This window comes from Hydrogenophaga electricum, from assembly GCF_030160815.1.
In the GTDB taxonomy this organism is placed as follows: Bacteria; Pseudomonadota; Gammaproteobacteria; order Burkholderiales; family Burkholderiaceae_C; genus Hydrogenophaga; species Hydrogenophaga electricum.
The window spans coordinates 16,237-36,290 of record NZ_BSPB01000029.1 but is presented as its reverse complement, the minus strand read 5'-3'; the positions used below and the strand labels follow the sequence as shown (position 1 = coordinate 36,290).

General features: G+C 66.0%; 20 protein-coding genes. 7 read left to right on the top strand and 13 right to left on the bottom strand.

Annotated features, from left to right (window positions below; all coding sequences use genetic code 11):
* Nucleotides 1–66 precede the first annotated feature (66 nt).
* From QQK43_RS15645 to QQK43_RS15620, 6 genes are read left to right on the top strand one after another with little or no spacing between them, the layout of a single operon-like run.
* Nucleotides 67–1,809: a type I restriction-modification system subunit M gene (locus QQK43_RS15645; protein ID WP_284308478.1), complete on the top strand. Its 1,743-nt coding sequence runs from the start codon at nucleotides 67–69 to the stop codon at nucleotides 1,807–1,809.
* Entirely contained in the window at nucleotides 1,806–3,173 is a 1,368-nt protein-coding gene (locus QQK43_RS15640) for a restriction endonuclease subunit S domain-containing protein (RefSeq protein ID WP_284308477.1), read from the top strand. The genes QQK43_RS15645 and QQK43_RS15640 overlap by 4 nt, the downstream gene beginning before the upstream one ends.
* A 32-nt stretch (nucleotides 3,174–3,205) precedes the next feature.
* Nucleotides 3,206–3,562: a type II toxin-antitoxin system RelE/ParE family toxin gene (locus QQK43_RS15635; protein WP_284308476.1), complete on the top strand. Its 357-nt coding sequence runs from the start codon at nucleotides 3,206–3,208 to the stop codon at nucleotides 3,560–3,562.
* A gap of 1 nt (nucleotide 3,563) precedes the next feature.
* The gene (locus QQK43_RS15630; protein ID WP_284308475.1) at nucleotides 3,564–3,911 is read left to right on the top strand and encodes a helix-turn-helix domain-containing protein; all 348 of its coding nucleotides are present in this window, start codon (nucleotides 3,564–3,566) and stop codon (nucleotides 3,909–3,911) included.
* A gap of 11 nt (nucleotides 3,912–3,922) precedes the next feature.
* The gene (locus QQK43_RS15625) at nucleotides 3,923–4,153 is read left to right on the top strand and encodes a hypothetical protein (RefSeq protein WP_284308474.1); all 231 of its coding nucleotides are present in this window, start codon (nucleotides 3,923–3,925) and stop codon (nucleotides 4,151–4,153) included.
* 14 nt (nucleotides 4,154–4,167) lie between these two features.
* A complete protein-coding gene (locus QQK43_RS15620) occupies nucleotides 4,168–7,317 on the top strand; it encodes a type I restriction endonuclease subunit R (protein WP_284308473.1) in 3,150 nt (1,049 codons plus the stop codon).
* A gap of 27 nt (nucleotides 7,318–7,344) precedes the next feature.
* Here QQK43_RS15620 and QQK43_RS15615 read toward each other — a convergent pair whose 3' ends face one another.
* From QQK43_RS15615 to QQK43_RS15605, 3 genes are read right to left on the bottom strand one after another with little or no spacing between them, the layout of a single operon-like run.
* Nucleotides 7,345–8,391, bottom strand: coding sequence for a TRAP transporter substrate-binding protein (locus tag QQK43_RS15615; RefSeq protein ID WP_284308472.1), 1,047 nt, complete (start codon nucleotides 8,389–8,391; stop codon nucleotides 7,345–7,347).
* A gap of 55 nt (nucleotides 8,392–8,446) precedes the next feature.
* Nucleotides 8,447–9,133 (bottom strand): class II aldolase/adducin family protein, encoded by a 687-nt coding sequence (locus tag QQK43_RS15610; RefSeq protein WP_284308471.1) that lies wholly within the window; start codon nucleotides 9,131–9,133, stop codon nucleotides 8,447–8,449.
* Nucleotides 9,133–9,993: a VOC family protein gene (locus QQK43_RS15605; protein ID WP_284308470.1), complete on the bottom strand. Its 861-nt coding sequence runs from the start codon at nucleotides 9,991–9,993 to the stop codon at nucleotides 9,133–9,135. The genes QQK43_RS15610 and QQK43_RS15605 overlap by 1 nt, the downstream gene beginning before the upstream one ends.
* Nucleotides 9,994–10,091: 98 nt before the next feature.
* On the opposite strand from QQK43_RS15605, the gene QQK43_RS15600 reads away from it, so the two are divergent.
* Nucleotides 10,092–11,021 (top strand): LysR family transcriptional regulator, encoded by a 930-nt coding sequence (locus tag QQK43_RS15600; protein WP_234264673.1) that lies wholly within the window; start codon nucleotides 10,092–10,094, stop codon nucleotides 11,019–11,021.
* Nucleotides 11,022–11,044: 23 nt separating this feature from the next.
* Here the strand turns inward: QQK43_RS15600 and QQK43_RS15595 are convergent, their stop codons facing one another.
* The 10 genes from QQK43_RS15595 to QQK43_RS15550 form a co-directional block, all read right to left on the bottom strand.
* Entirely contained in the window at nucleotides 11,045–11,824 is a 780-nt protein-coding gene (locus QQK43_RS15595; protein WP_284308469.1) for a 2-keto-4-pentenoate hydratase, read from the bottom strand.
* A gap of 71 nt (nucleotides 11,825–11,895) precedes the next feature.
* Complete coding sequence (locus QQK43_RS15590; RefSeq protein ID WP_348533541.1) at nucleotides 11,896–12,876, bottom strand: Bug family tripartite tricarboxylate transporter substrate binding protein; 981 nt, start codon at nucleotides 12,874–12,876, stop codon at nucleotides 11,896–11,898.
* A gap of 29 nt (nucleotides 12,877–12,905) precedes the next feature.
* Nucleotides 12,906–13,946: a 4-hydroxy-2-oxovalerate aldolase gene (gene dmpG, locus QQK43_RS15585; RefSeq protein ID WP_284308467.1), complete on the bottom strand. Its 1,041-nt coding sequence runs from the start codon at nucleotides 13,944–13,946 to the stop codon at nucleotides 12,906–12,908.
* A gap of 14 nt (nucleotides 13,947–13,960) precedes the next feature.
* Entirely contained in the window at nucleotides 13,961–14,878 is a 918-nt protein-coding gene (locus QQK43_RS15580; RefSeq protein ID WP_284308466.1) for an acetaldehyde dehydrogenase (acetylating), read from the bottom strand.
* A gap of 122 nt (nucleotides 14,879–15,000) precedes the next feature.
* Nucleotides 15,001–15,192 carry a 2-hydroxymuconate tautomerase gene (gene thmT / locus QQK43_RS15575; RefSeq protein WP_234264678.1) on the bottom strand — a complete coding sequence of 64 codons (192 nt, stop codon included), beginning with the start codon at nucleotides 15,190–15,192 and terminating at the stop codon, nucleotides 15,001–15,003.
* Nucleotides 15,193–15,210: 18 nt separating this feature from the next.
* The gene (gene dmpH, locus QQK43_RS15570) at nucleotides 15,211–15,999 is read right to left on the bottom strand and encodes a 2-oxo-3-hexenedioate decarboxylase (RefSeq protein WP_284308464.1); all 789 of its coding nucleotides are present in this window, start codon (nucleotides 15,997–15,999) and stop codon (nucleotides 15,211–15,213) included.
* Nucleotides 16,000–16,017: 18 nt separating this feature from the next.
* Nucleotides 16,018–16,794 carry a 2-oxopent-4-enoate hydratase gene (gene dmpE, locus QQK43_RS15565; RefSeq protein WP_234264680.1) on the bottom strand — a complete coding sequence of 259 codons (777 nt, stop codon included), beginning with the start codon at nucleotides 16,792–16,794 and terminating at the stop codon, nucleotides 16,018–16,020.
* A gap of 4 nt (nucleotides 16,795–16,798) precedes the next feature.
* A complete protein-coding gene (locus QQK43_RS15560; RefSeq protein ID WP_284308463.1) occupies nucleotides 16,799–17,662 on the bottom strand; it encodes an alpha/beta fold hydrolase in 864 nt (287 codons plus the stop codon).
* Between the two features lie 331 nt (nucleotides 17,663–17,993).
* A complete protein-coding gene (locus QQK43_RS15555) occupies nucleotides 17,994–19,448 on the bottom strand; it encodes a 2-hydroxymuconic semialdehyde dehydrogenase (protein WP_284308462.1) in 1,455 nt (484 codons plus the stop codon).
* A gap of 22 nt (nucleotides 19,449–19,470) precedes the next feature.
* A complete protein-coding gene (locus tag QQK43_RS15550; RefSeq protein WP_284308461.1) occupies nucleotides 19,471–19,902 on the bottom strand; it encodes a GlcG/HbpS family heme-binding protein in 432 nt (143 codons plus the stop codon).
* Nucleotides 19,903–20,054 lie beyond the last annotated feature (152 nt).

Below are 20,054 nucleotides of genomic sequence, written 5' to 3'. Positions count from 1 at the left end.
TCTCGCCTTGGGCAAAAAGGTCTGTTTGGTAGATTCGTGCGCATCCGGGCCATTGCCCCAACGCTCATGAACCAACAAGCCCTCTCCGCCTTCATCTGGTCCGTCGCCGATCTCTTGCGTGGCGACTATCGCCAACACGATTACGGCAAAGTCATCCTCCCCTTCACCGTCCTGCGTCGCCTGGACTGCGTGCTGGAGCCCACCAAGGCCGCAGTCCTGGCCGAACTGGCCGCCAAGACCCAACAAGGCGTCAACCCAGAACCCTTTCTGCGCCACAAGGCCGGGGCGCACTTCTTCAACCAGAGCCCCATGGACCTGAAGAAGCTGCTCGGCGACCCCGACTATGTGGGCCTGAACCTCACCACCTACATCCAGGGCTTCAGCCCCGAAGTGCGCGACATCTTCGAGCGCTTCGAATTCCAGACCCAGATCGAGCGCCTGACCCGGGCCGGTCTGCTCTACCAGGTCGCCGAAAAGTTCGCCCAGATCGACCTGCACCCCGAAGCCGTCAGCAACATGCAGATGGGCCTGGTGTTCGAGGAACTGATCCGCAAGTTCGCCGAAATCAGCAACGAGACCGCCGGTGAGCACTTCACCCCGCGCGAGGTCATCCGCCTCATGGTCAACCTCATCTTCATTGAAGACGACGACGTGCTGAGCAAGCCCGGCGTGGTGCGCACCATTTACGACCCCACTGCGGGCACGGGCGGCATGCTCAGCGTGGCGGGCGAATACCTGGCCGAGCACAACCCGCAGGCGCGTCTCACCGTCTTCGGCCAGGAACTCAACCCCGAGTCCTACGCCATCTGCAAGGCCGACATGCTCATCAAAGGGCAGGACGTCGCCAACATCGCTTTCGGCAACACCCTCAGCGACGACGGCCACGCCCACAAAAAGTTCGACTACATGCTGGCCAACCCGCCCTTTGGTGTGGAGTGGAAGAAGGTCGAAAAGGAAGTGCGCAAGGAACACGAGCAGCAGGGCTACAACGGCCGCTTCGGCCCCGGCCTGCCGCGCGTGTCCGACGGCTCCATGCTCTTCCTGCTGCACCTGCTGAGCAAGATGCGACCGGCCGCCGAGGGCGGCAGCCGCTTCGGCATCGTGCTCAACGGCTCACCGCTGTTCACCGGCGGCGCCGGCAGTGGCGAGAGCGAGATCCGCCGCTACGTGCTGGAGAACGACCTGCTGGAAGCCATCGTCGGCCTGCCCACCGACATGTTCTACAACACCGGCATCAGCACCTACATCTGGATCGTCAGCAACCGCAAACCCGCGGCCCGCAAAGGCAAGGTGCAGCTCATCGACGCCAGCGCCTGGTGGCAGAAGATGCGCAAGAGCCTGGGCAGCAAACGCAAGGAACTGGGCGACGCCCACATCGAGCGCATCACCCAGCTCTTCGGCCAGTTCGTGGAGGCCGAAGAAGACGGCAAACCCGTCAGCCGCATCTTCCCCAACGAAGCCTTCGGCTACACCACCATCACGGTGGAACGCCCTCTGAAGGATGAACACGGCCAGCCCGTGCTGGGCGCCAAAGGCAAGCAGAAGGGCAAGCCCCAGCCCGACAGCGCCCTGCGCGACACCGAAAACGTGCCGCTGAGCGACGACGTGGAAACCTACTTCAAGCGCGAAGTGCTGCCCCACGCGCCCGACGCCTGGATCGACCCCGAGAAGACCAAGGTGGGTTACGAAATCCCGTTCAACCGCCACTTCTACGTCTTCAAACCGCCGCGCCCGCTGGCGGAGATTGACGCCGACCTCAAGCAGACCACCGACCGCATCCTCGCCATGATCCAGGGGCTGTCGGCATGAGCTTTCCGCGGTATCCGGCGTACAAGGACAGTGGGGTGGATGGGCTTGGAGAATTGCCCGAGCACTGGGCGCTGACCCGCCTGAAGTTCGTGGCCAATGTGCAAACAGGCGTGGCCAAAGGCAAAGACAACGTGGGCAAGGAAACTCTGGAGGTTCCTTACCTGCGAGTGGCCAACGTGCAGGACGGCTATTTGGCGCTCGATGACGTGGCCACCATCGAGATCCCCTTGGAAGACTTGCCCCGGTACCGGCTACAAGCGGGTGACGTCTTGATGAATGAGGGCGGTGACTTCGACAAGCTGGGGCGTGGCCACGTGTGGGACGGCAGCATTGAACCATGCATTCATCAGAACCATGTGTTCGCCGTTCGGCCTCACGGCGTGAGCCCTGGATGGCTGAACCTTTTGACCGGTTCGACCTATGCGCAGTTCTTCTTCATGGTCCGCTCGAAGCAGAGCACGAACTTGGCTTCGATCTCATCAACCAACGTCATGGAGTTGCCTGTTTTGTTGCCGCCAGTGGTGGAGCAGGCGGTGATAACGGAGTTTTTGAGCAAAGAGGTCACCAAGATCGACGCGCTGGTGGCCGAGCAGGAACGGCTCATCGAACTGCTCAAGGAAAAGCGCCAGGCCGTCATCTCCCACGCCGTGACCAAGGGGCTTGACCCGTCGGTGCCGATGAAGGACTCGGGCGTGGAGTGGCTGGGCAAGGTGCCGGCGCATTGGGAAGTGGCTCGCGTCAAGCACCTTGTGCAGACATTTGAGCAAGGGTGGAGTCCGCAGTGCGAGAGCTTCCCTGTTGGGTCTGAATCCGAATGGGGCGTTTTGAAGGTTGGCTGCGTCAATGGCGGCATCTTCACCCCCGAAGAGAACAAAGCACTGCCACCGGACCTGACACCATTGCCTGAACTGGGCATCAGCGCTGGTGATTTGCTCATCTCTAGAGCGAACACGCGTGAGCTGGTCGGCAGCGCCGCAGTGGCATCTGCTGACCATCACAATCTGATGCTCTGCGACAAGCTGTATCGGCTTCGCGTCGATGCTGGTCGCTGCCTTCCCACCTTCTTGTCACTGTTCCTTGGCACGGAACAAGTGCGAGGGCAGATCGAGCTGGCGGCAACCGGTGCCAGCAGCTCCATGCTCAACATTTCGCAATCGACCATCCTAGAGTTGTGCTTGGCGCTACCGCCCATGGCCGAGCAGCAAGAACTGCTTCAAGCTGCTGTCATGTCAGTTGCACAACTGGACCAATTGGTTGGCGAGGCCGTTCTATCCATTGAACTATTGCGCGAACGCCGCACTGCCCTGATCTCCGCCGCCGTCACCGGTCAGATCGACGTACGCGCCGCTGCCGCAACGGACTGATCCAAAATATACCTTTTCAGGTAACATCAAACATGCCCGGCACACACAAACCGCTGGCCTGGATCGGCAGCAGCAAAAAGGACTTGTTGGCCCTGCCGCTGGAGGTGCGCAAGTTTTTCGGCCATGCGCTGGACTTTGCCCAGCGCGGCGACAAACACGATGCGGCCAAGGTGCTCAAAGGTTTTGGCGGTGCGGGTGTGTTGGAGCTGGTGGAGGACGACCAGGACGGCACCTACCGGGCCGTCTACACCGTCAAGTTCGCTCAGGCGGTGTTTGTGTTGCATTGCTTCAGCAAAAAGAGCAAGCGCGGCATCGAGACGCCGAAGGAAGACATGGACATCATTCGTGCCCGGCTGAAAGTGGCCGAGGCACTCGCCAAGGAGTTGTGACATGGGCAAGAAAAGCGCCGTTCGCACGGTGGACGGGATCGAGGTGGAGATGGGGTCGGGCAACGTCTTTGCCGACCTGGGCCTGCCCGAGGCCGACAAGCTCAAGATCAAGTCGGGCCTGGTGATTGAAATCACCAAAGCCATGCGGCGCCAGGGGTTGACGCAAAAGGCGGCGGCCGAGCGCATGGGTGTTCCGCAGCCCAAGGTGTCGGCCATGATGCGCGGCGACTTCAGCAATCTGTCGGAGCGCAAGCTGATGGACTGCCTCAATCGCCTGGGCTATGACATTGAAATCAAGGTCAAGCCTTCTGCTGCACCGGTCGGGCAGTTGATGCTGGCGCTGGCGTGATGGAGCCCGCCATGGCAACGCCCAAGCCGACAGCTTGTGAAGAAGAAGGCCTTGTTGTTCCTGATGCGGGAGCATCGGCGAAAGATCAAATGAGTACACAAACCATTGCGGCGTTCGACATGGAAACGCGTTTTCGCACCCTGGCCGCCAGCGGCGACGCCGCGCAGGCGCTGGCGATCTTGGACCACCTGGACCAGCAGGACGCCAAGGCCACCCCGGCACGCGCCACACGCAAGCGCTGAACACTGGGTTGGGCATGGCACTGCACAACGAAATCGAGTTCGAGAACGACATTTGCGAACACCTGGCCGCCCATGGTTGGTTGTACGGCCCGCCCGGCAGCGAGGGTGACGCCAAGGGCTACGACACCGTCCGAGCGCTGTTCCCGGCCGACGTGCTGGCCTGGGTGCAGGCCACCCAGCCCCAGGCCTGGGAGACGCTGCAGAAGAACCACGGTCCCGCGGCCGAAGCCATGCTGCTGGACCGGCTGCGCAAGGCGCTGGACGAGCGTGGCACGCTGGAGGTGCTGCGCGTGGGGCTGGAGCTGCTGGGGCTGAAGGCGCCTTTGAAGCTCGCGCAGTTCAAGCCAGCGCTGGCCATGAACCCCGAGCTGCAGGCGCGCTACGCGGCCAACCGCCTGCGCGTGGTGCGCCAGTGCCGCACCAACCACGACGACATCATCGACCTGGTGCTGTTCCTCAACGGCATTCCGGTGGCCACGGCCGAACTCAAGACCGACTTCACGCAGGACATCAACGCGGCGGTGGACCAATACCGCTTTGACCGCCTGCCCAGGCCCAAGGGCAAGCCGTTTGCCGAACCGCTGCTGGACTTCCCTCGCGGTGCACTGGTGCACTTTGCGGTGAGCAACCGCACGGTGATGATGGCCACCCGCCTGGAGGGGCCGAAGACGAACTTCCTGCCCTTCAACCTGGGCGACCGGGGCGGCGCCGGCAACCCGCCCAACGGCCAGGGCCACCGCACTGGCTACCTGTGGGAGCGGGTGTGGCAGCGCGACAGTTGGCTGGAGATCATCGGCCGTTACCTGATCACCAAGCGGGACGCCAAGAAGCGCATCACCAGCGTGCTGTTCCCGCGCTACCACCAGCTCGACGCCGCCCGCAAGCTGGTGCAAGCGGTGCTGGCCGAAGGGGCGGGGCAGAAGTACCTGATCCACCACAGCGCGGGCAGCGGCAAGACCAATTCGATTGCCTGGACGGCGCACTTTCTGGCCGACCTGCACGACGCCAACAACCAGAAGGTGTTCGACACCGTGTTGGTGGTCAGCGACCGCACGGTGCTGGACACGCAGTTGCAAGAGGCCATCTTCGACTTCGAGCGCACGGCCGGCGTCGTGACCACCATCAAGGGCGAAGGCGGCAGCAAGAGCGCCGAGCTGGCCGAGGCGCTGTCGGGCAGCAAGAAGATCGTGGTCTGCACGATCCAGACCTTCCCGTTTGCGCTGCAAGCGGTGCAGGACCTGGCGGCAACACAGGGCAAACGCTTTGCGGTCATCGCCGACGAGGCGCACAGCTCGCAGGCGGGCAACGCGGCGTCCAAGCTCAAGCAGGTGCTCAGCGCCGAAGCGCAGCAGGCGCTGGCCGATGGTGGCGAGATCGACACCGAAGACCTGCTGGCCGCACAGATGGCGGCGACCGCCAACGTCAGCGGCATCACCTACGTGGCCTTCACCGCCACGCCCAAGGCCAAGACGCTGGAACTCTTTGGCCGCCGGTCCAAGCCCGAGCTGCCCGCTGGCCCAGAAAACCTGCCGGGCGCGTTCCACGTCTATTCCATGCGCCAGGCGATCGAGGAGGGCTTCATCCTCGACGTGCTCAAGAACTACACGCCCTACAAGCTGGCATTCAAGCTGGCGAACGAAGGGCGCGAGTGGGACGAGACCGAGGTGGAGCGCAGCGAAGCCATGAAAGGCCTGATGCGCTGGGTGCGCCTGCACCCCTACAACATCAGCCAGAAGGTGGCCATCGTGGTGGAGCACTTCCGCGAGAACGTGCAGCCGCTGCTGAACGCCAAAGCCAAGGCCATGGTGGTGGTGGGCAGCCGCCTGGAGGCGGTGCGCTGGAAGCTGGCGCTGGACGCCTACATCCAGGAGAACGGCTACACCCTGGGTTCGCTGGTGGCGTATTCGGGTGAGGTGAACGATCCCGCTTCGCTGCCCGAGCCGGTGGCCGAAACGTCCAAGACGCTCAACCCCAACCTCAAGGGGCGGGACATCCGCGACGCGTTTGCCACCGACGAATACCAGATCCTGCTGGTGGCCAACAAATTCCAGACCGGGTTTGACCAGCCGCTGCTGTGCGGCATGTACGTGGACAAGCGGCTGGCCGGCATCCAGGCGGTGCAGACGCTCAGCCGCCTGAACCGGGCCTACAACGGCCCGCACGGCTTGAAGGACACCACCTACATCCTCGACTTCGTCAACGACCCGGACGAGGTGCTGGCAGCGTTCCAGACCTATTACGAGACGGCCGCACTGGCCGGTGTGACCGACCCGCACCTGGTGTACGAACTGCGCGCCAAGCTGGACGGCAGCGGCCACTACGACGACTTCGAGGTGGAGCGGGTGGCGCTGGTGGTGCTCAACCCCAAGGCCAGCCAGGCCATGCTGCTGGCCGCTATCGAACCGGTGGCGGACCGGCTGCTCAAGCGCTACAAGGCGGCCCAGCAGGCGCTGGCCGCTGCCGAAGCCAAAGCGGCAGACGGCCCCGAGGCGAAGGCGGCCAAGGACGAGCTGGACGCGCTGCTGCTGTTCAAGCGCGACCTGGGGACCTTCGTGCGGGTCTACGCCTTCCTGAGCCAGTTGTTCGACTACGGCAACACGGCCATCGAAAAGCGGGCCATCTTCTTCAAGCACCTGCTGCCGCTGCTGGAATTCGGCCGCGAGCGCGAGGGGGTGGACCTGAGCAAGGTGGTGCTGACGCACCACAAGCTCAAGGACCAGGGCCGGCGCACGCTGGCGCTGGGGGAGGGTGACGCCGAATACAAGCTGCAGCCCCTGACCGAGCCGGGCGGCGGACAGGTGCAGGACAAGCAGAAGGCGCTGCTGTCCGAGATCGTTCAGAAGGTCAACGACCTGTTCGACGGCGAACTGACCGACGACGACAAACTGGTCTACGTGAACAACGTGCTCAAGGGCAAGCTGCTGGAATCGGACCAGCTGGTGCAGCAGGCCATGAACAACTCCAAGGGCCAGTTCGCCAATTCTCCCGACCTGGACAGCGAACTGCTCAACGCCATCATGGACGCGCTCACCGCCCACAACGCGATGAGCAAACAGGCGCTTGACTCCGAGCGAGTGCGCTCCGGCTTGAAGTCCATCCTGTTGGGGCCGGCCGGGTTGTATGAAGCGCTGCGACAGCGCGGTAGCGGAGCAGCCGGAGCCTGACCGCCTGCTTCCGGCCGCCGCCGATCTTCACGGGTTCTGGGCTTTCTCAATCAGCTCCTTCGCCGACTTGAGCAGCGCCGCACCGTCCAGCCCGCGCTTGCCGATCTCGGTCACCAGTTCGTCGTCCAGCCGGTCGGTGGCCTTTTTCCAGGTCTGCAGTTCGCTGGCCGAGAGCGTGTAGATCGGGTTGCCGGCCTGTTGCACCAGCTTGCGGCCGGGCACGTCGGCTTCGTGAATCATCTTGCCGACCCAGGCGGAAAACGCCGCGCCGCTGTTGGCGTCGATCACCTTCTTCAGGTCGGCAGGCAGGCTTTCGTAGCGGGCCTTGTTCATGGCCAGCACAAACACCTGCGCATACACCGCGTTGGACTTGGGGTCGCTTTCGGTGGTGAACTTGGTCAGCTCGTGCATCTTGGTGGCCTGCACCACTTCGTAGGGCGTCAGCGCACCGTCGATCACGCCTTTGGACAGCGCTTCGGTCACGGCGGGCAGGGGCATGCCCACCGGGGTGGCGCCCAGGGCCGCCAGCATCTTGGTGGTCTGGCGCGTGGCACCGCGCATCTTCAAGCCTTTGAAGTCGGCCAGGCTCTGGATGGGTTTGCTGCGCGTGTAGAAGTTGCCCGGGCCGTTCATGTGAAAGGCCAGCGGCTTCACTTCGCGGTATTCGGCCGCGTTGTAGCGGGTCTGGAACTCCCACAGCGCGCGGCTGGTGGCCTCGGGCGTGGTCATCATGAACGGCAGTTCAAAGATTTCGGTCACCAGGAAGCGCCCGGGCGTGTAGCCGGGAATGGTCCAGATCACGTCGACCATGCCGTCCTTGACCTGGTCGTACAGCTGTGGCGCCGTCCCGCCCAGTTGCATGGACGGGAAGATCTTGCACTTGATCTGGTCGCCCGATTCCTTGGCGATCTTGGCGCACCAGGGCTCCAGCACCTTGGCCTGGATGGGCGCGCCCGCCGGCAGGAAGTGGTGGACCTTGAGGGTGATCTCTTCGGCCTGTGCGGCCGTGCCCAGCAGGGCGGCGGTGGCCAGCGCGCCCAGCAGGCGCAAGGTTGGGGGGATGCGTGGGTTCATGGTTGTCTCCGGTGTTGTCAGAACTTGTTGTGAAAGGGAATCGAGACCAGGGGAATCAGGGGGGAAGGGGCTCGGGGTCGTTGCGCAGCAGGTATTCCCACACCCGCTCGGCAATGCGGCCGTCCCAGGTCGCGCGTTGGGCGGCCACCTCGGTGCCCAGCACGGGCGCGGTGTCGGCCAGGCCGCTCGACAGGGCGGCCAGCTCCACGCGCGCGGCGTCTTCCAGAAACCAGGCCAGGGCCACGGCGCGTTCGGGCGTTTCGGCCACGGTGACGGCGCCGTTCACGTTCAGGACCAGGGCCGGGTGCGGCCCGAGCAAAGCGGCCACCTGTTCGGCCGCGGTGTCGTTGCGCACCAGCGCGGCGTCTGGCCACAGGGGAACGTTGGCCTGGAAGTAGCTGCCAAAACCGTGGCGCGCACGCGGCACGCGGCCCAGCGCGGCCAGCGCGGTGATCTGCGGCGGTATGAAGCGGCAGATGGCCTGCACGTCGGGCCGGCGCCGGTAGATCTGCTGGTGCAACCGCACCTCGCCCAACACACCGGCCGGCAGCGCGCCTTTCACCGGCACCACCGTGCCGGCTTCACCCACGCCGACCATGGCCATGGGGCGGGCGGCGCACACCAGCAAGTGGTCGGTGTCGAGCCGCACGCTGCAGTGGCCGAACGGCCCGGACAGACCGTTGTTGCCCAGCGCGCGCGCCATGCGGCGCACGGTCAGCTCGGTGGTTTGCGGCGCGGCCATCAGTCGCGGAACTCCGCAATGTCGGGCTTGGAGCCCCACATGCAGAACGACGTGGGATGCAGCGGAAACTGGCGGGGGCGGTAGTTCTCCAGGTCGCCGACGATGTGCCGGTCGCTGTTGGAGTACTCGAAGATCACCTCGTCGTGGCCTTCGAAGTAGACGAAGTTGCCGCCCGATGTGGGGTGGCGGCCGGGGCCGAAGACGATGCGGATGTCCTGACTCTGGAGGAAGTACCACGACTTCATGATGTCGTCGATCTCGGCGACCTGGAAGTTGATGTGCTGGATGCCTTTGCGCTGCGACGCGAACAGCGCCATCTGGTGGTGCCGCGGGTTGACGCGCAGCAGTGGGCAGGGCCCGATCCAGTCGCTGACCATGGCGTTGAAGTGCTGCAGCCAGAACGCCTGGTCGCGCGCCGGGTCGGTGGTGCACAGGCCCACATGGCCGAGGCCGGTGATCCCGGCATCGCGCGAGGGGAAGTAGCGCTTGCCCGCGTCGTGCGGCCGGGCGACGATTTCGATGCGGTTGCCCGTGGGGTCGTTGAACCAGATGAAGGCCTCCACATGCCGGTCGGCCGCTTCTTCGGCGGTGCCTTGCCCGCAGGGCACGCCGGCCGACTGCAGTTGCGCGAGCGCGGCACCGAGCTGGCTCCAGTCCTTGATGTCGAAGGCCACGGTGTGGTCGCCCGGTTCGCCCTGGAAGTAGCAGACCGCGTGGTGGCTGGCGCTGCTCTTGAGGTAGAGCCGGTCGGCGGTCCGTTCCACGGCCTGCAGGCCCACGATCTCGGTGCAGAATTTTTGCGCACCCTCCAGATCGCGCGTGCCCAGGCGCACGTAGAGAATGTCTCTGAGGTTGATCATCTTGTCTCCTGTTGTTGGCCCGGTGAATCTACCGACGCAAGGGGTTGATGACCTAACACCTGGGGTGATCCTGGGTATTTGCCCTGAAAATACCGAGGATGAAAACCGACGTGGACCTGAACCTCTTGCGCGTGCTGTGCGCGGTGCACGCCACGCGCAATGTGTCGCGTGCGGCGGACGAGCTGGGCATGACACAGTCGGGCGTCAGCAACGCCTTGCGCCGGCTGCGCACGGTCTTTGCAGATCCCTTGTTTGTGCGGTGTGCTGACGGCATGCAGGCCACCGCGCGGGCGCAGGACCTGATCGACCTGATCGGGCCGGGCATGGCAGACATTCAGTCCGCATTGGCGACCGAGACCGCGTTCGATCCGGCGCAGTCCACGCGCCTGTTCCGTATCATGGCCAGTGATCTGGCCCAGATGGTGTTGATGCCAGAACTGCTGGCCCGGGTGGCGCCGTTGGCGCCGAACGTGCGCTTCGAAACCGTGGACGCCAGCCCCGAGGACGGACGCCGTGGCATGGAAGGTGGCGCCATCGACCTGGTGTTCGGCAACTGGCCCGCCTTCGGCCTCGACTTTCACCGGCAGGTGCTGTTCAAGGAGGTGTTCCTGGTGCTGATGCGGGAGGACCACCCGCTGTCGCAACGGCGGCTGACGCGCAGTGCCTACCTGAACGCCAAACACGTGGACTACCGGCCCGGCGGCGTGACCTACCAGTCGCTCAAACAGGTGCTGGACAAGGTGCTGAAAACGCAGAACCGCCAGCGCGATGTCACCTTCACGGCGGCACATGCGCTGGGGCTGACCTCGGTGCTGAGCGAGTCCGACCTGCTGCTGACCTTGCCGAGCCGCCTGGTGAGCGCCATCCAGGTCGGGCGCAAGCAACTGGTGGCGCGGCCGCTGCCCGTGGCCAGCCCGGAGATGCCCATCACGCTGCAGTGGCATGCGCGCGTGCACCGCGACCCGAGCGTGATCTGGCTGCGCCGGGTCATCGCGGAACTGTTTGATGAAAGCCGTACCGCCCGGTGACGCGCTGTGCGCGCGCAGCCATCTCAGCGGCGGGCAACAGACACCTGCACCGACCACGCGTCCGCAAACGAAAACGTGGCGGACAGCCGCCCGCCTGTTGCCAGCGGGCATGCGGCCGTGAGCCCGCCGGTGATCACGAGATCGCCGGCCTCCAGCCGCTGGTCGAAAGCCGCCAGCTCGCGCGCCAGGCGTGCCACCGCGTCCAGCGGGTGGCCGTCGGCGTCGGCGCCCTTGCCCTGGCCCAGCGCCGTGGACCCGTCGGACAGCCGAACCGCCACCGTGTCGAGCGCCATCAGGTCGGCGAGCGGGAGCCGCGGGCCGATCAAGACCTGGCCGGCCGATGAGTTGTCGGCGGTGTTCTGTTCGAGGTTGAAGCGGTAACCGGCCCAGGTCGAGTGCACGACTTCGAGGCAGGCGTAGGCGCCTTCCACGGCGGCGGCCACGGTGTGGCGGTCGACCGGGCCTTGCCGGGCGTCGAGCGCGGTGCCCAGACGCAGGCCGATCTCGGGCTCGACGCGCGGTTGCACCAGGTGCTCGGCCACCGCGTCGCCTGGTGCGAGGCGCATGCGGTCGGTCAGCGGCCCGATGTTGGGCCGGTCGATGCCCATCTGCCGGCGCATCACCGCCGAGGTGTAGCCGAGCTTCCAGCCGATGACCCGTTCGCCGGCGGCCAGACGCAGGGCGACCAGTGCGCGCTGGATGGCGTAGGCGGTGGCGAGGTCGGGCGAGCCGATGGTGGCTTCGGCGTCCAGCGTGCGCCCGGCCCGGCGAGCGGCCCATATGCGCTCGGCCGCCTGCGCCACGGCAGATGTGTCAACGCCCCGGCGATCTGGGTGCGGGGCGTTCTGGAGCGGGTCGCCGGCTCCGGGTGCCATCAACCCGCCTTGATGTTCAGCTTGCGGATCAGTTCGCCCCAGCGCTGGTTCTCGGCCTTGATGAAGGCGGCGAACTCCTGCGGCGTGGTGACGCGCAGGTTGCCCGAGATGTTGTCGAACGCGGCCTGGGCCTCGGCAGTCTTGGCGCCCTTGGCCCAGGCGTCGTGCAGTTTCTGCACCACGGCGGGTGGGGTGGCGGCGGGGGCGATCAGGCCGAACCAGGTCTCCACGGCGAAGCCGGGGTAGCCGGACTCGGCCACCGTGGGCACGTCCGGCAGGGCCTTGGCGCGCGCCGGCGAGGTGACGGCCAGGGCCTTGAGCTTGCCGCTGCGGATGTGCTGCAACGTGGTGGCCAGCGAGCTTTCCATGCTCATGATCACGGTGCCCGAGAGCAGGTCAGGCACGATCTGGCTGGAGCCCTTGTAGGGCACGTTCAGGAGCTCGATGCCGGCGACCGACTGCAGCAGCTCGGCGGCCAGGTGGTTGCTGGTGCCGATGCCCGAGGTCGCGTAGCCGAGCTTGCCCGGGTTGGCCTTGGCATAGGCGACCAGGCCCTTGAGGTCGGTGAAGGGCGCGCTGGGGTGCACGACGACCACGCAGGGTGTGGTGCCGACGAGCGAAATGGGCGCGAAGTCCTTCTCGACCTGGAACGGCAGCTTGTCGTACAGATGGGGCGCGATGGCCAGGCTGCTGATGGCCGACAGGCCGATGGTGTGGCCGTCTGGCGCGGCCTTGGCCACCGCGTCGGTGCCGATGTTGCCGCCCGCGCCGGCCTTGTTCTCGACCACGAAGGACTGGACCAGCACGTCGCCCATGGCCTTGGCCGCGGTGCGCCCCATGATGTCGGTCGGCCCGCCGGGCGGGAAGGGCACGACCAGCTTGACCGGGCGGTTGGGGTAGGCGTCCTGCGACCAGCCGGTGGCGGGCGCGAGGGTGAAGCCCGTGGCGGCGGTGGCGGCGATGAACTGTCGGCGATCGATCATGGGTTTTGTCTCTTCTTGGGGTGTTTTCAGGCGGCTTTTTTCTGGGTCTGGGCGTCGCGTGCGCGGGCCATGGTGATCGCGGTGTCTTCGATCATGTCTTCCTGGCCACCGACCATCTTCTTGCGGCCGAGTTCGACCAGGATGTCGCGCGCCGACAGGCCGTACTTGACCGCCGCGCGCTTGGCGAACAGCAGGAAACTGCCGTACACGCCGGCGTAGCCCAGCGTGAGCGCGTCGCGGTCGATGCGGATCGGGAAGTCCATGATCGGCGTGACCAGGTCTTCGGCCACGTCCTGGATCTGCCAGACGTCCACACCGGTCTGCACGCCCATGCGGTCGAGCACCGCGACCAGCACTTCCATCGGCGTGTTGCCCGCGCCCGCGCCCAGGCCGGCGGCGGCGGCGTCGATGCGGTTGGCGCCGCACTCGATGGCAGCGACCGAGTTGGCCACGCCCATCGCCAGGTTGTGGTGGCCGTGGAAGCCCAGCTCGGTTTCGGGCTTGAGCGCGTCGCGCACCGCCGTCAGGCGGGCCTTCACGTCACCGGGCAGCATGTAGCCGGCCGAGTCGGTGATGTAGATGCAGTTGGCGCCGTAGCTCTCCATCAGCTTGGCCTGTGTGACCAGGCCCTCGGGGCTGTTCATGTGGGCCATCATCAGGAAGCCGACGGTGTCCATGTCGAGCTTGCGCGCGTAGGTGATGTGCTGCTCGCTGACGTCGGCCTCGGTGCAGTGCGTGGCCACGCGGATGGTGTGCACGCCCAGGCCGTGCGCCATTTTCAGGTGGTCGACGGTGCCGATGCCGGGCAGCAGCAGGGCCGAGACCTTGGCCTGCTTCATCAGCGGGATCACGGTGCCGAGGTATTCCTCGTCGCTGTGGGCCGGGAAGCCGTAGTTGACGCTGGAGCCGCCCAGACCGTCGCCGTGCGTGACCTCGATCAGCGGCACACCGGCGGCGTCCAGGCCGCAGGCGATGCTCTTCATCTGGTCGAGCGTCATCAGGTGGCGCTTGGGGTGCATCCCGTCGCGCAAGGTCATGTCGTGCAGGGTGATCTTTTTGGGGCTCATGGTGGGTTTCTCCTTCAGGCGGCCACGGCTTCGAGCGTGAGCTTGCCGGCCAGGATTTCTTCGGCAAACATCTCGGCGGTGCGCGCGGCGGCGGCGGTCATGATGTCCAGGTTGCCGGCGTACTTGGGCAGGTAGTCGCCCAGGCCTTCGACCTCCAGGAAGATCGAGACGCGCTGGCCGTCGAAGACGGGGCCGTTGACCAGCTGGTAGCCCGGCACGTACTTCTGCACTTCCTTGATCATGTCGTGCACCGATTTCGTGATCGCGGCCTCGTCGGGCGTGCCTTCGACCAGGCAGTGCACCGTGTCGCGCATGATCAGCGGCGGCTCGGCCGGGTTGATCACGATGATGGCCTTGCCCTGCTTCGCGCCGCCCACCTTCTCGACCGCACCGGCCGTGGTGCGGGTGAATTCGTCGATGTTCTTGCGCGTGCCGGGGCCGACCGATTTGGACGACACCGTGGCGACGATTTCGCCATAGGCCACGGGCTGAACCCGCGACACGGCATACACCATCGGAATCGTGGCCTGGCCGCCGCAGGTGACCATGTTCACGTTCATCTCGCGCTGGCCGACGTGCTGCTTGAGGTTCACGGGCGGCACGCAGTAGGGGCCGATGGCTGCGGGCGTGAGGTCGATCATCATCGCGCCCTGTTCATTGACCTTGCGCGAGTTCTCGGCGTGCACGTAGGCGCTGGTGGCGTCGAAAACGATCTGCACACCGTCGGCCTTCATGTGCGGGATCAGGCCGTCCACGCCCTCGGCAGTGGTCTTGATGCCCATCTCGCGGGCGCGCTTGAGGCCGTCGGAATTCGGGTCGATACCGACCATCCACACCGGTTCGAGCACCGGGCTGCGTTGCAGCTTGGCCAGCAGGTCGGTGCCGATGTTGCCGGGCCCGATGAGGGCGCATTTGATCTTTCGCTGAGTCATTTGATGGCTACCTGTATGGAGAGGGACGTTGTCCAGGGGCACCGAGGAACCGGCTTTGCCGGGCCTCTGGTGCCGCACCCCTTTCAAGGGGGGTGACGCGAAGCGGCGCGCGGGGTGTTTCTTTATCGCCCCAGGTCTTTGGCGGTGACGCCGGCGATGCCCCAGTTGGTGTTGGGCACTTCGGTGATCCAGACGCGCACCGTTTCCTTGGGCGCGTTGGTGGCTTCGACCAGCGCGGCGCTGACCTTCTCGATCACGGCGCGCTTCATGTCTTCGGTGCGGCCTTCGATCATGTAAATCTGGGCAAATGGCATGGCGGTTCTCCTCGGGGTTCAGATGAAGCGCAGTCCGGTGCTGCCCATGCCCTGCACCTTCAGGGTCACAGAGTCGCCCGCAGCGACAGACACCGCCTCGGTGATGCCGCCGGACAGGATCAGCGTGCCGGCGGGAATTTCTTCGCCGCGCGCGCCCAGGTGGTTGGCCAGCATGGCGATCGCGGTGGCCGGATGGCCGAGCACGGCGGCGCCGGCGCCGAAGGCCACGGGCTGGCCGTTCTTCTCCATCACGATGCCGACGGTGCGCAGGTCCTGGCCATCCACCTTCATGGGCTGGCCGCCGACCACGAAGCGCGAAGCCGAGGTGTTGTCGGCGATCACGCTCTTGAGATCGAACTTGAAGTCGCGGTAGCGGCTGTCAATCACCTCGATGCCGGGCAGCACGAAGTCGGTCGCGGCCAGCACGGTGCCGATGTGGCAGCCCGGGCCGCTGAGCGGCTTCTTGAGCACGAAGGCGATCTCGGGCTCCACCTTGGGGTGGATGAGTTCGCTGGTTTTCACCTCACCGCCGTGCGGCACCGCGTAGTCTTCGGTCATCCAGCCGAACACGGGCGAGCTCACACCCATCTGCTTCATCTTGGCGAACGAGGTCAGGCCGGCCTTGAGGCCCGCGAGCCTGAGGCCGCGCGATTGTTTGCGCGCGAGGAGGGCGGCCTGGATCGCGTAGGCGTCTTCCCAATCCATCGCCGGGTGGTCGTCGGTGATCTTGGCGGTGTCGCGGGCCTGAAGCTGGCAGTTCTCCAGGTGCTCGGCCAGGGCGTCGATGGTGGCTTTGTCGAGTTTCATGGTGCGTGCGGAATGGGTTCAGTGGAAGCGCACCGAGCACTCGCCCAGCCCGCCGATGGTCACGCGGAAGCAGTCGCCCTTGGCGGCCGGGAACATGGCGGCCAGCGCGCCCGAGAGCACGACCTCGCCGGCCTTGAGCGGAATGCCCAGGCTGCCCATGGTGTTGGCCAGCCAGGCCACGGCGTTCAATGGCGAGCCCAGTGCGGCAGCGCCCGCGCCGGTGGCGATCACCTCGCCGTTTTTCTCCAGCACCATGCCGCAGGTCTGCAGGTCCAGCGCCAGCGGGCTGACCGCGCGGTCGCCGAGCACGAACACGCCGCAGGAGGCGTTGTCGGCCACGGTGTCGGTGATCTTGATCTTCCAGTCGCGGATGCGCGAGTCGACGATCTCGAAGCAGGGCATCACGCATTCGGTGGCGGCCAGCACGTCGGCCACGCCCACGCCGGGGCCCATGAGGTCGCGCTTGAGCAGGAAGGCGATCTCGCCCTCGGCCTTGGGCTGGATCAGGGTCGAGATGTCGATCGCCTCGCCCTGGTTGACGATCATCGCGTCGGTCAGGTAGCCGAAGTCGGGCTGGTGCACGCCGAGCATGTTCATCACGGCGGCCGAGGTCACGCCGATCTTCTTGCCGACGATGCGCTCGCCGTCCTGCAGGCGGCGCTGCAGCATGCGTTCCTGGATGCGGTAGGCCTGCTCGATGCTGATGTCGGGGAAGCGGTTGGACAGCGGTTCGACGACCTGCCGGTCGCGCAATGCGGTGTAGAGCTCGTCGCCCAGGGTTTCGATGGAGATCATGGTGTCAGGCTTGGGTAGGGGTGTTGTCGGCTTCTTGCAGGAAGTTGGCGACCAGTTGCGCGAAGCGCGCGGCGTGTTCGATCTGCGTCCAGTGGCCGCAGTGGCCGAACACGTGCAACTGGCTGTGGGGGATCCACTGGCTCAGGGTCAGCGAGTTCTGCAGCGGGATCACCTGGTCCTCGCGACCGTGCACGATCAGGGTCTCGTGCGGCAGCGCGCGGATGGCGGCTTCGGGGCTGGCCATGGCGTCGACCCAGCGCTGGCGCGGGGCCGGGAACATGGCCGAAAACGACTCCTGGAACCCGGGGCGGATGCTGGCCTGGTAGCGCAACTCGGCCAGCTCGTCGGTCACCAGCGCGCGGCTGTGCGCGAAGATGTCCAGCAACTGCTTCATGGTGGCCAGCGAGGGCTCGTAGCCCCAGACCGCATCAAGCCCCGGTGTGATCGGGAACGGCACACCGACCGAACCCATGAGCACCAGGCGCCGCACGCGCTGCGGCGCGCGGATGGCCAGCGCCAGCGAGAGCGCGCCACCGAAGCTGTTGCCGACCACGTCGGCTTGCGCCACGCCCAGCGCGTCCATCAGGTCCAGCGCCTGCTGAACCCAGGTGTCCATGTTGTAGGCGATGCCGGCCGGTCGGTCGGTGTAGCCGAATCCCACCATGTCGGGCGCGATCACGCGGCGTTCCTGGGCGATGACGGGCATCGCGAGACGCCAGTTGGCCCAGGCGCTCACACCCGGACCGGAGCCGTGGATGAACAGCACCGGAGGCTGTCCTGGCTTGGAGCTGCCGAGGTCGTGCACGTTGGTGTTGAACGCGCCCGTGCGGACGCTGCGGGCGACTTCGGGGTTGTGAGGGGCGTTCATGGATGGCTGCTTTCTTTCGGACTCTTTTGCGGGCCGTTGTGGCGTGTCTTCGTTGGCGGGGCGGCGCGGGAACCGGGGTGACCGGCTCCGTTCATGTCCCCCGGTTGGCGCGTTGCGCCAACCTCCGCCTTTACTTCACTGCGCCGGCCACCCCGATTCCCGCGCTGTGGGCACGCGAGGCGCAAGGCGGAGAGGCCCGGTCTCCGGAGTGCGTGCCTGTGTCCAGGGTAGCCGTGGAACCGGCTTTGCCGGGCCACAGGCTGCGTCCCCCCTCGAAGCGTCGAAGACGCGCCACAGAGGGGGAAAGCCGCGCAGCGGCGCAGGGGGGAGATCACAGTTTCACCATCACGTTGCGGAGTTCCGTGTAGAACTCCAGCGAGTGCACGCCGCCTTCGCGGCCGATGCCCGAGGCCTTGCTGCCGCCGAAGGCGGTGCGCAGGTCGCGCAGGAACCAGCTGTTGATCCAGCACAGGCCGACCTCGATGGCCGCGGCCATGCGGTGGGCCTTGCCCAGGTCCTGCGTCCAGACGGTGGTGGCCAGGCCGTAGTCGGTGGCGTTGGCCAGGGCAATTGCTTCCTCTTCGGTGTCGAAGGGCGCGATGTGGCAGCAGGGGCCGAAGATTTCTTCGCGGATCACGCTGGCGCTTTCGGGCAGGCCGGTCCAGATGGTCGGTTGCACGAAGTGGCCGTTGGCGTACTCACCCGTCATGGCCGGTTCGCCGCCGCCGGTGATCACGGTCGCACCCTCGGCCTTGGCCTTGGCGTAGTAGCCCATGACCTTCTGCTTGTGCTCCGCCGAGATCAGCGGGCCGATGCCCACGCCGGGCATGTCGGGGCCGCCGATCTTCAGGCCTTCGGCCTTGGCTTTCAGGGCCGCGACGAACTTGTCGAAGATCGGGCGCTGCACGTACACGCGCTCGGTGCCCAGGCAGACCTGGCCGCAGTTCTCGAAGGCGCTGCGGGTGATGCCGGCGATGGCCTTGTCGAAGTCGGCGTCGGCGAACACGATGCCGGCGTTCTTGCCGCCGAGTTCGAACGACACCGGGCGTACACCCTTGGCGGCGGCGGCCATGATGGCTTCACCCGTGCGGGTTTCGCCGGTGAAGGTGATGCCGTTGACGCCGGGGTGCTTGGTGATGAACTCGCCGGCCGAGCCGGGGCCGAAGCCGTGCAGCACCTGGTACACGCCCTTGGGCACGCCGACCGCGTTCATCACCTCGCCCAGCAGGGTCGCGGTGGCGGGGGTTTCTTCCGAGGGCTTGACGATCACGGTGTTGCCGCAGGCCAGGGCCGGGCCGACCTTCCAGGTCATCAGCAGCAGCGGCAGGTTCCAGGGGCAGATCACGCCGACCACACCCAGGGGCGTGCGCACGCCGTAGCTGATGGCCGTGCCACCGTCGGGCGTGGTCATCTGGAAGCTCTCGGTCGGTACGTTCTTGACGATGTCGGCAAAGACCTTGAAGTTGGCCGCGCCGCGCGGGATGTCGATGTGCGAGGCCAGTGAACGCGGCTTGCCGGTGTCGGCCAGCTCGGCGGCGAGGAAGTCGTCGAAGCGGCGGTTGATCTCGTCGGCCACGGCGTGCAGCAGTTCGGCGCGCCTGACCACGCTCATCGTGCCCCACTCGCCCTTGAGCGCGGCCCGGCCGGCGGCCACGGCGGCGTCGACCTCGGCCTGACCGGCTTCGTGCACCAGACCCACGACCTCGTTGGTGGCCGGGTTGCGGTTTTCGAAGGTCTTGGCGGTGGCGACGAAATCGCCGTTGATGAAGTTCAGGAACTGTTTCATGGTGTGTGGATGAAATGAAAAATCAATCGAGCCCCAGGGCCTGCAGGCCGGCGCGGGCGCAGGCTTCGTCCTGCTCTGCCGAGCCGCCGGAAACACCGATACCGCCAATGCGCTGGCCGTCGGTCACGACCGGCAGGCCGCCGCCGAACAGCACCAGGCGCTGGCGCTGGTTCAGGCCGATGCGCAGCAGCTCGTCGTCACCGATGACGCCGCCCCATTGCGAGGTGGGAAAGCCGAAGCTCGCGGCGGTGTAGGCCTTGTCGATCGCGATGTCGATCGAATGCAGGAAGGCATTGGGCATGCGCAGAAAAGCGGCCAGCGTGCCCGAGGCATCGGTCACGGCCACATTGATGCGAATGCCCAATGCCCCCGCGTGCGCCACCGCCGCCTGACAGGCCAGCGAAGCGGCCGAGGTGGTGATCACGGAAGAAGGAACAGAAAGAGCAGGTTTCATGAATGAAGAACAAGCGCGTTGTGGGCGCGAAGGGTTTTCAACCGGGGGCACCGTGGAACTGGCTCCGCCAGGCCACAGGTGCCGTCCCACCTCCCAGCGCCCTGAGGGCGCGCCAGAGAGGGGGGCGCCGCGTCAGCGGCGCAGGGGGGTGA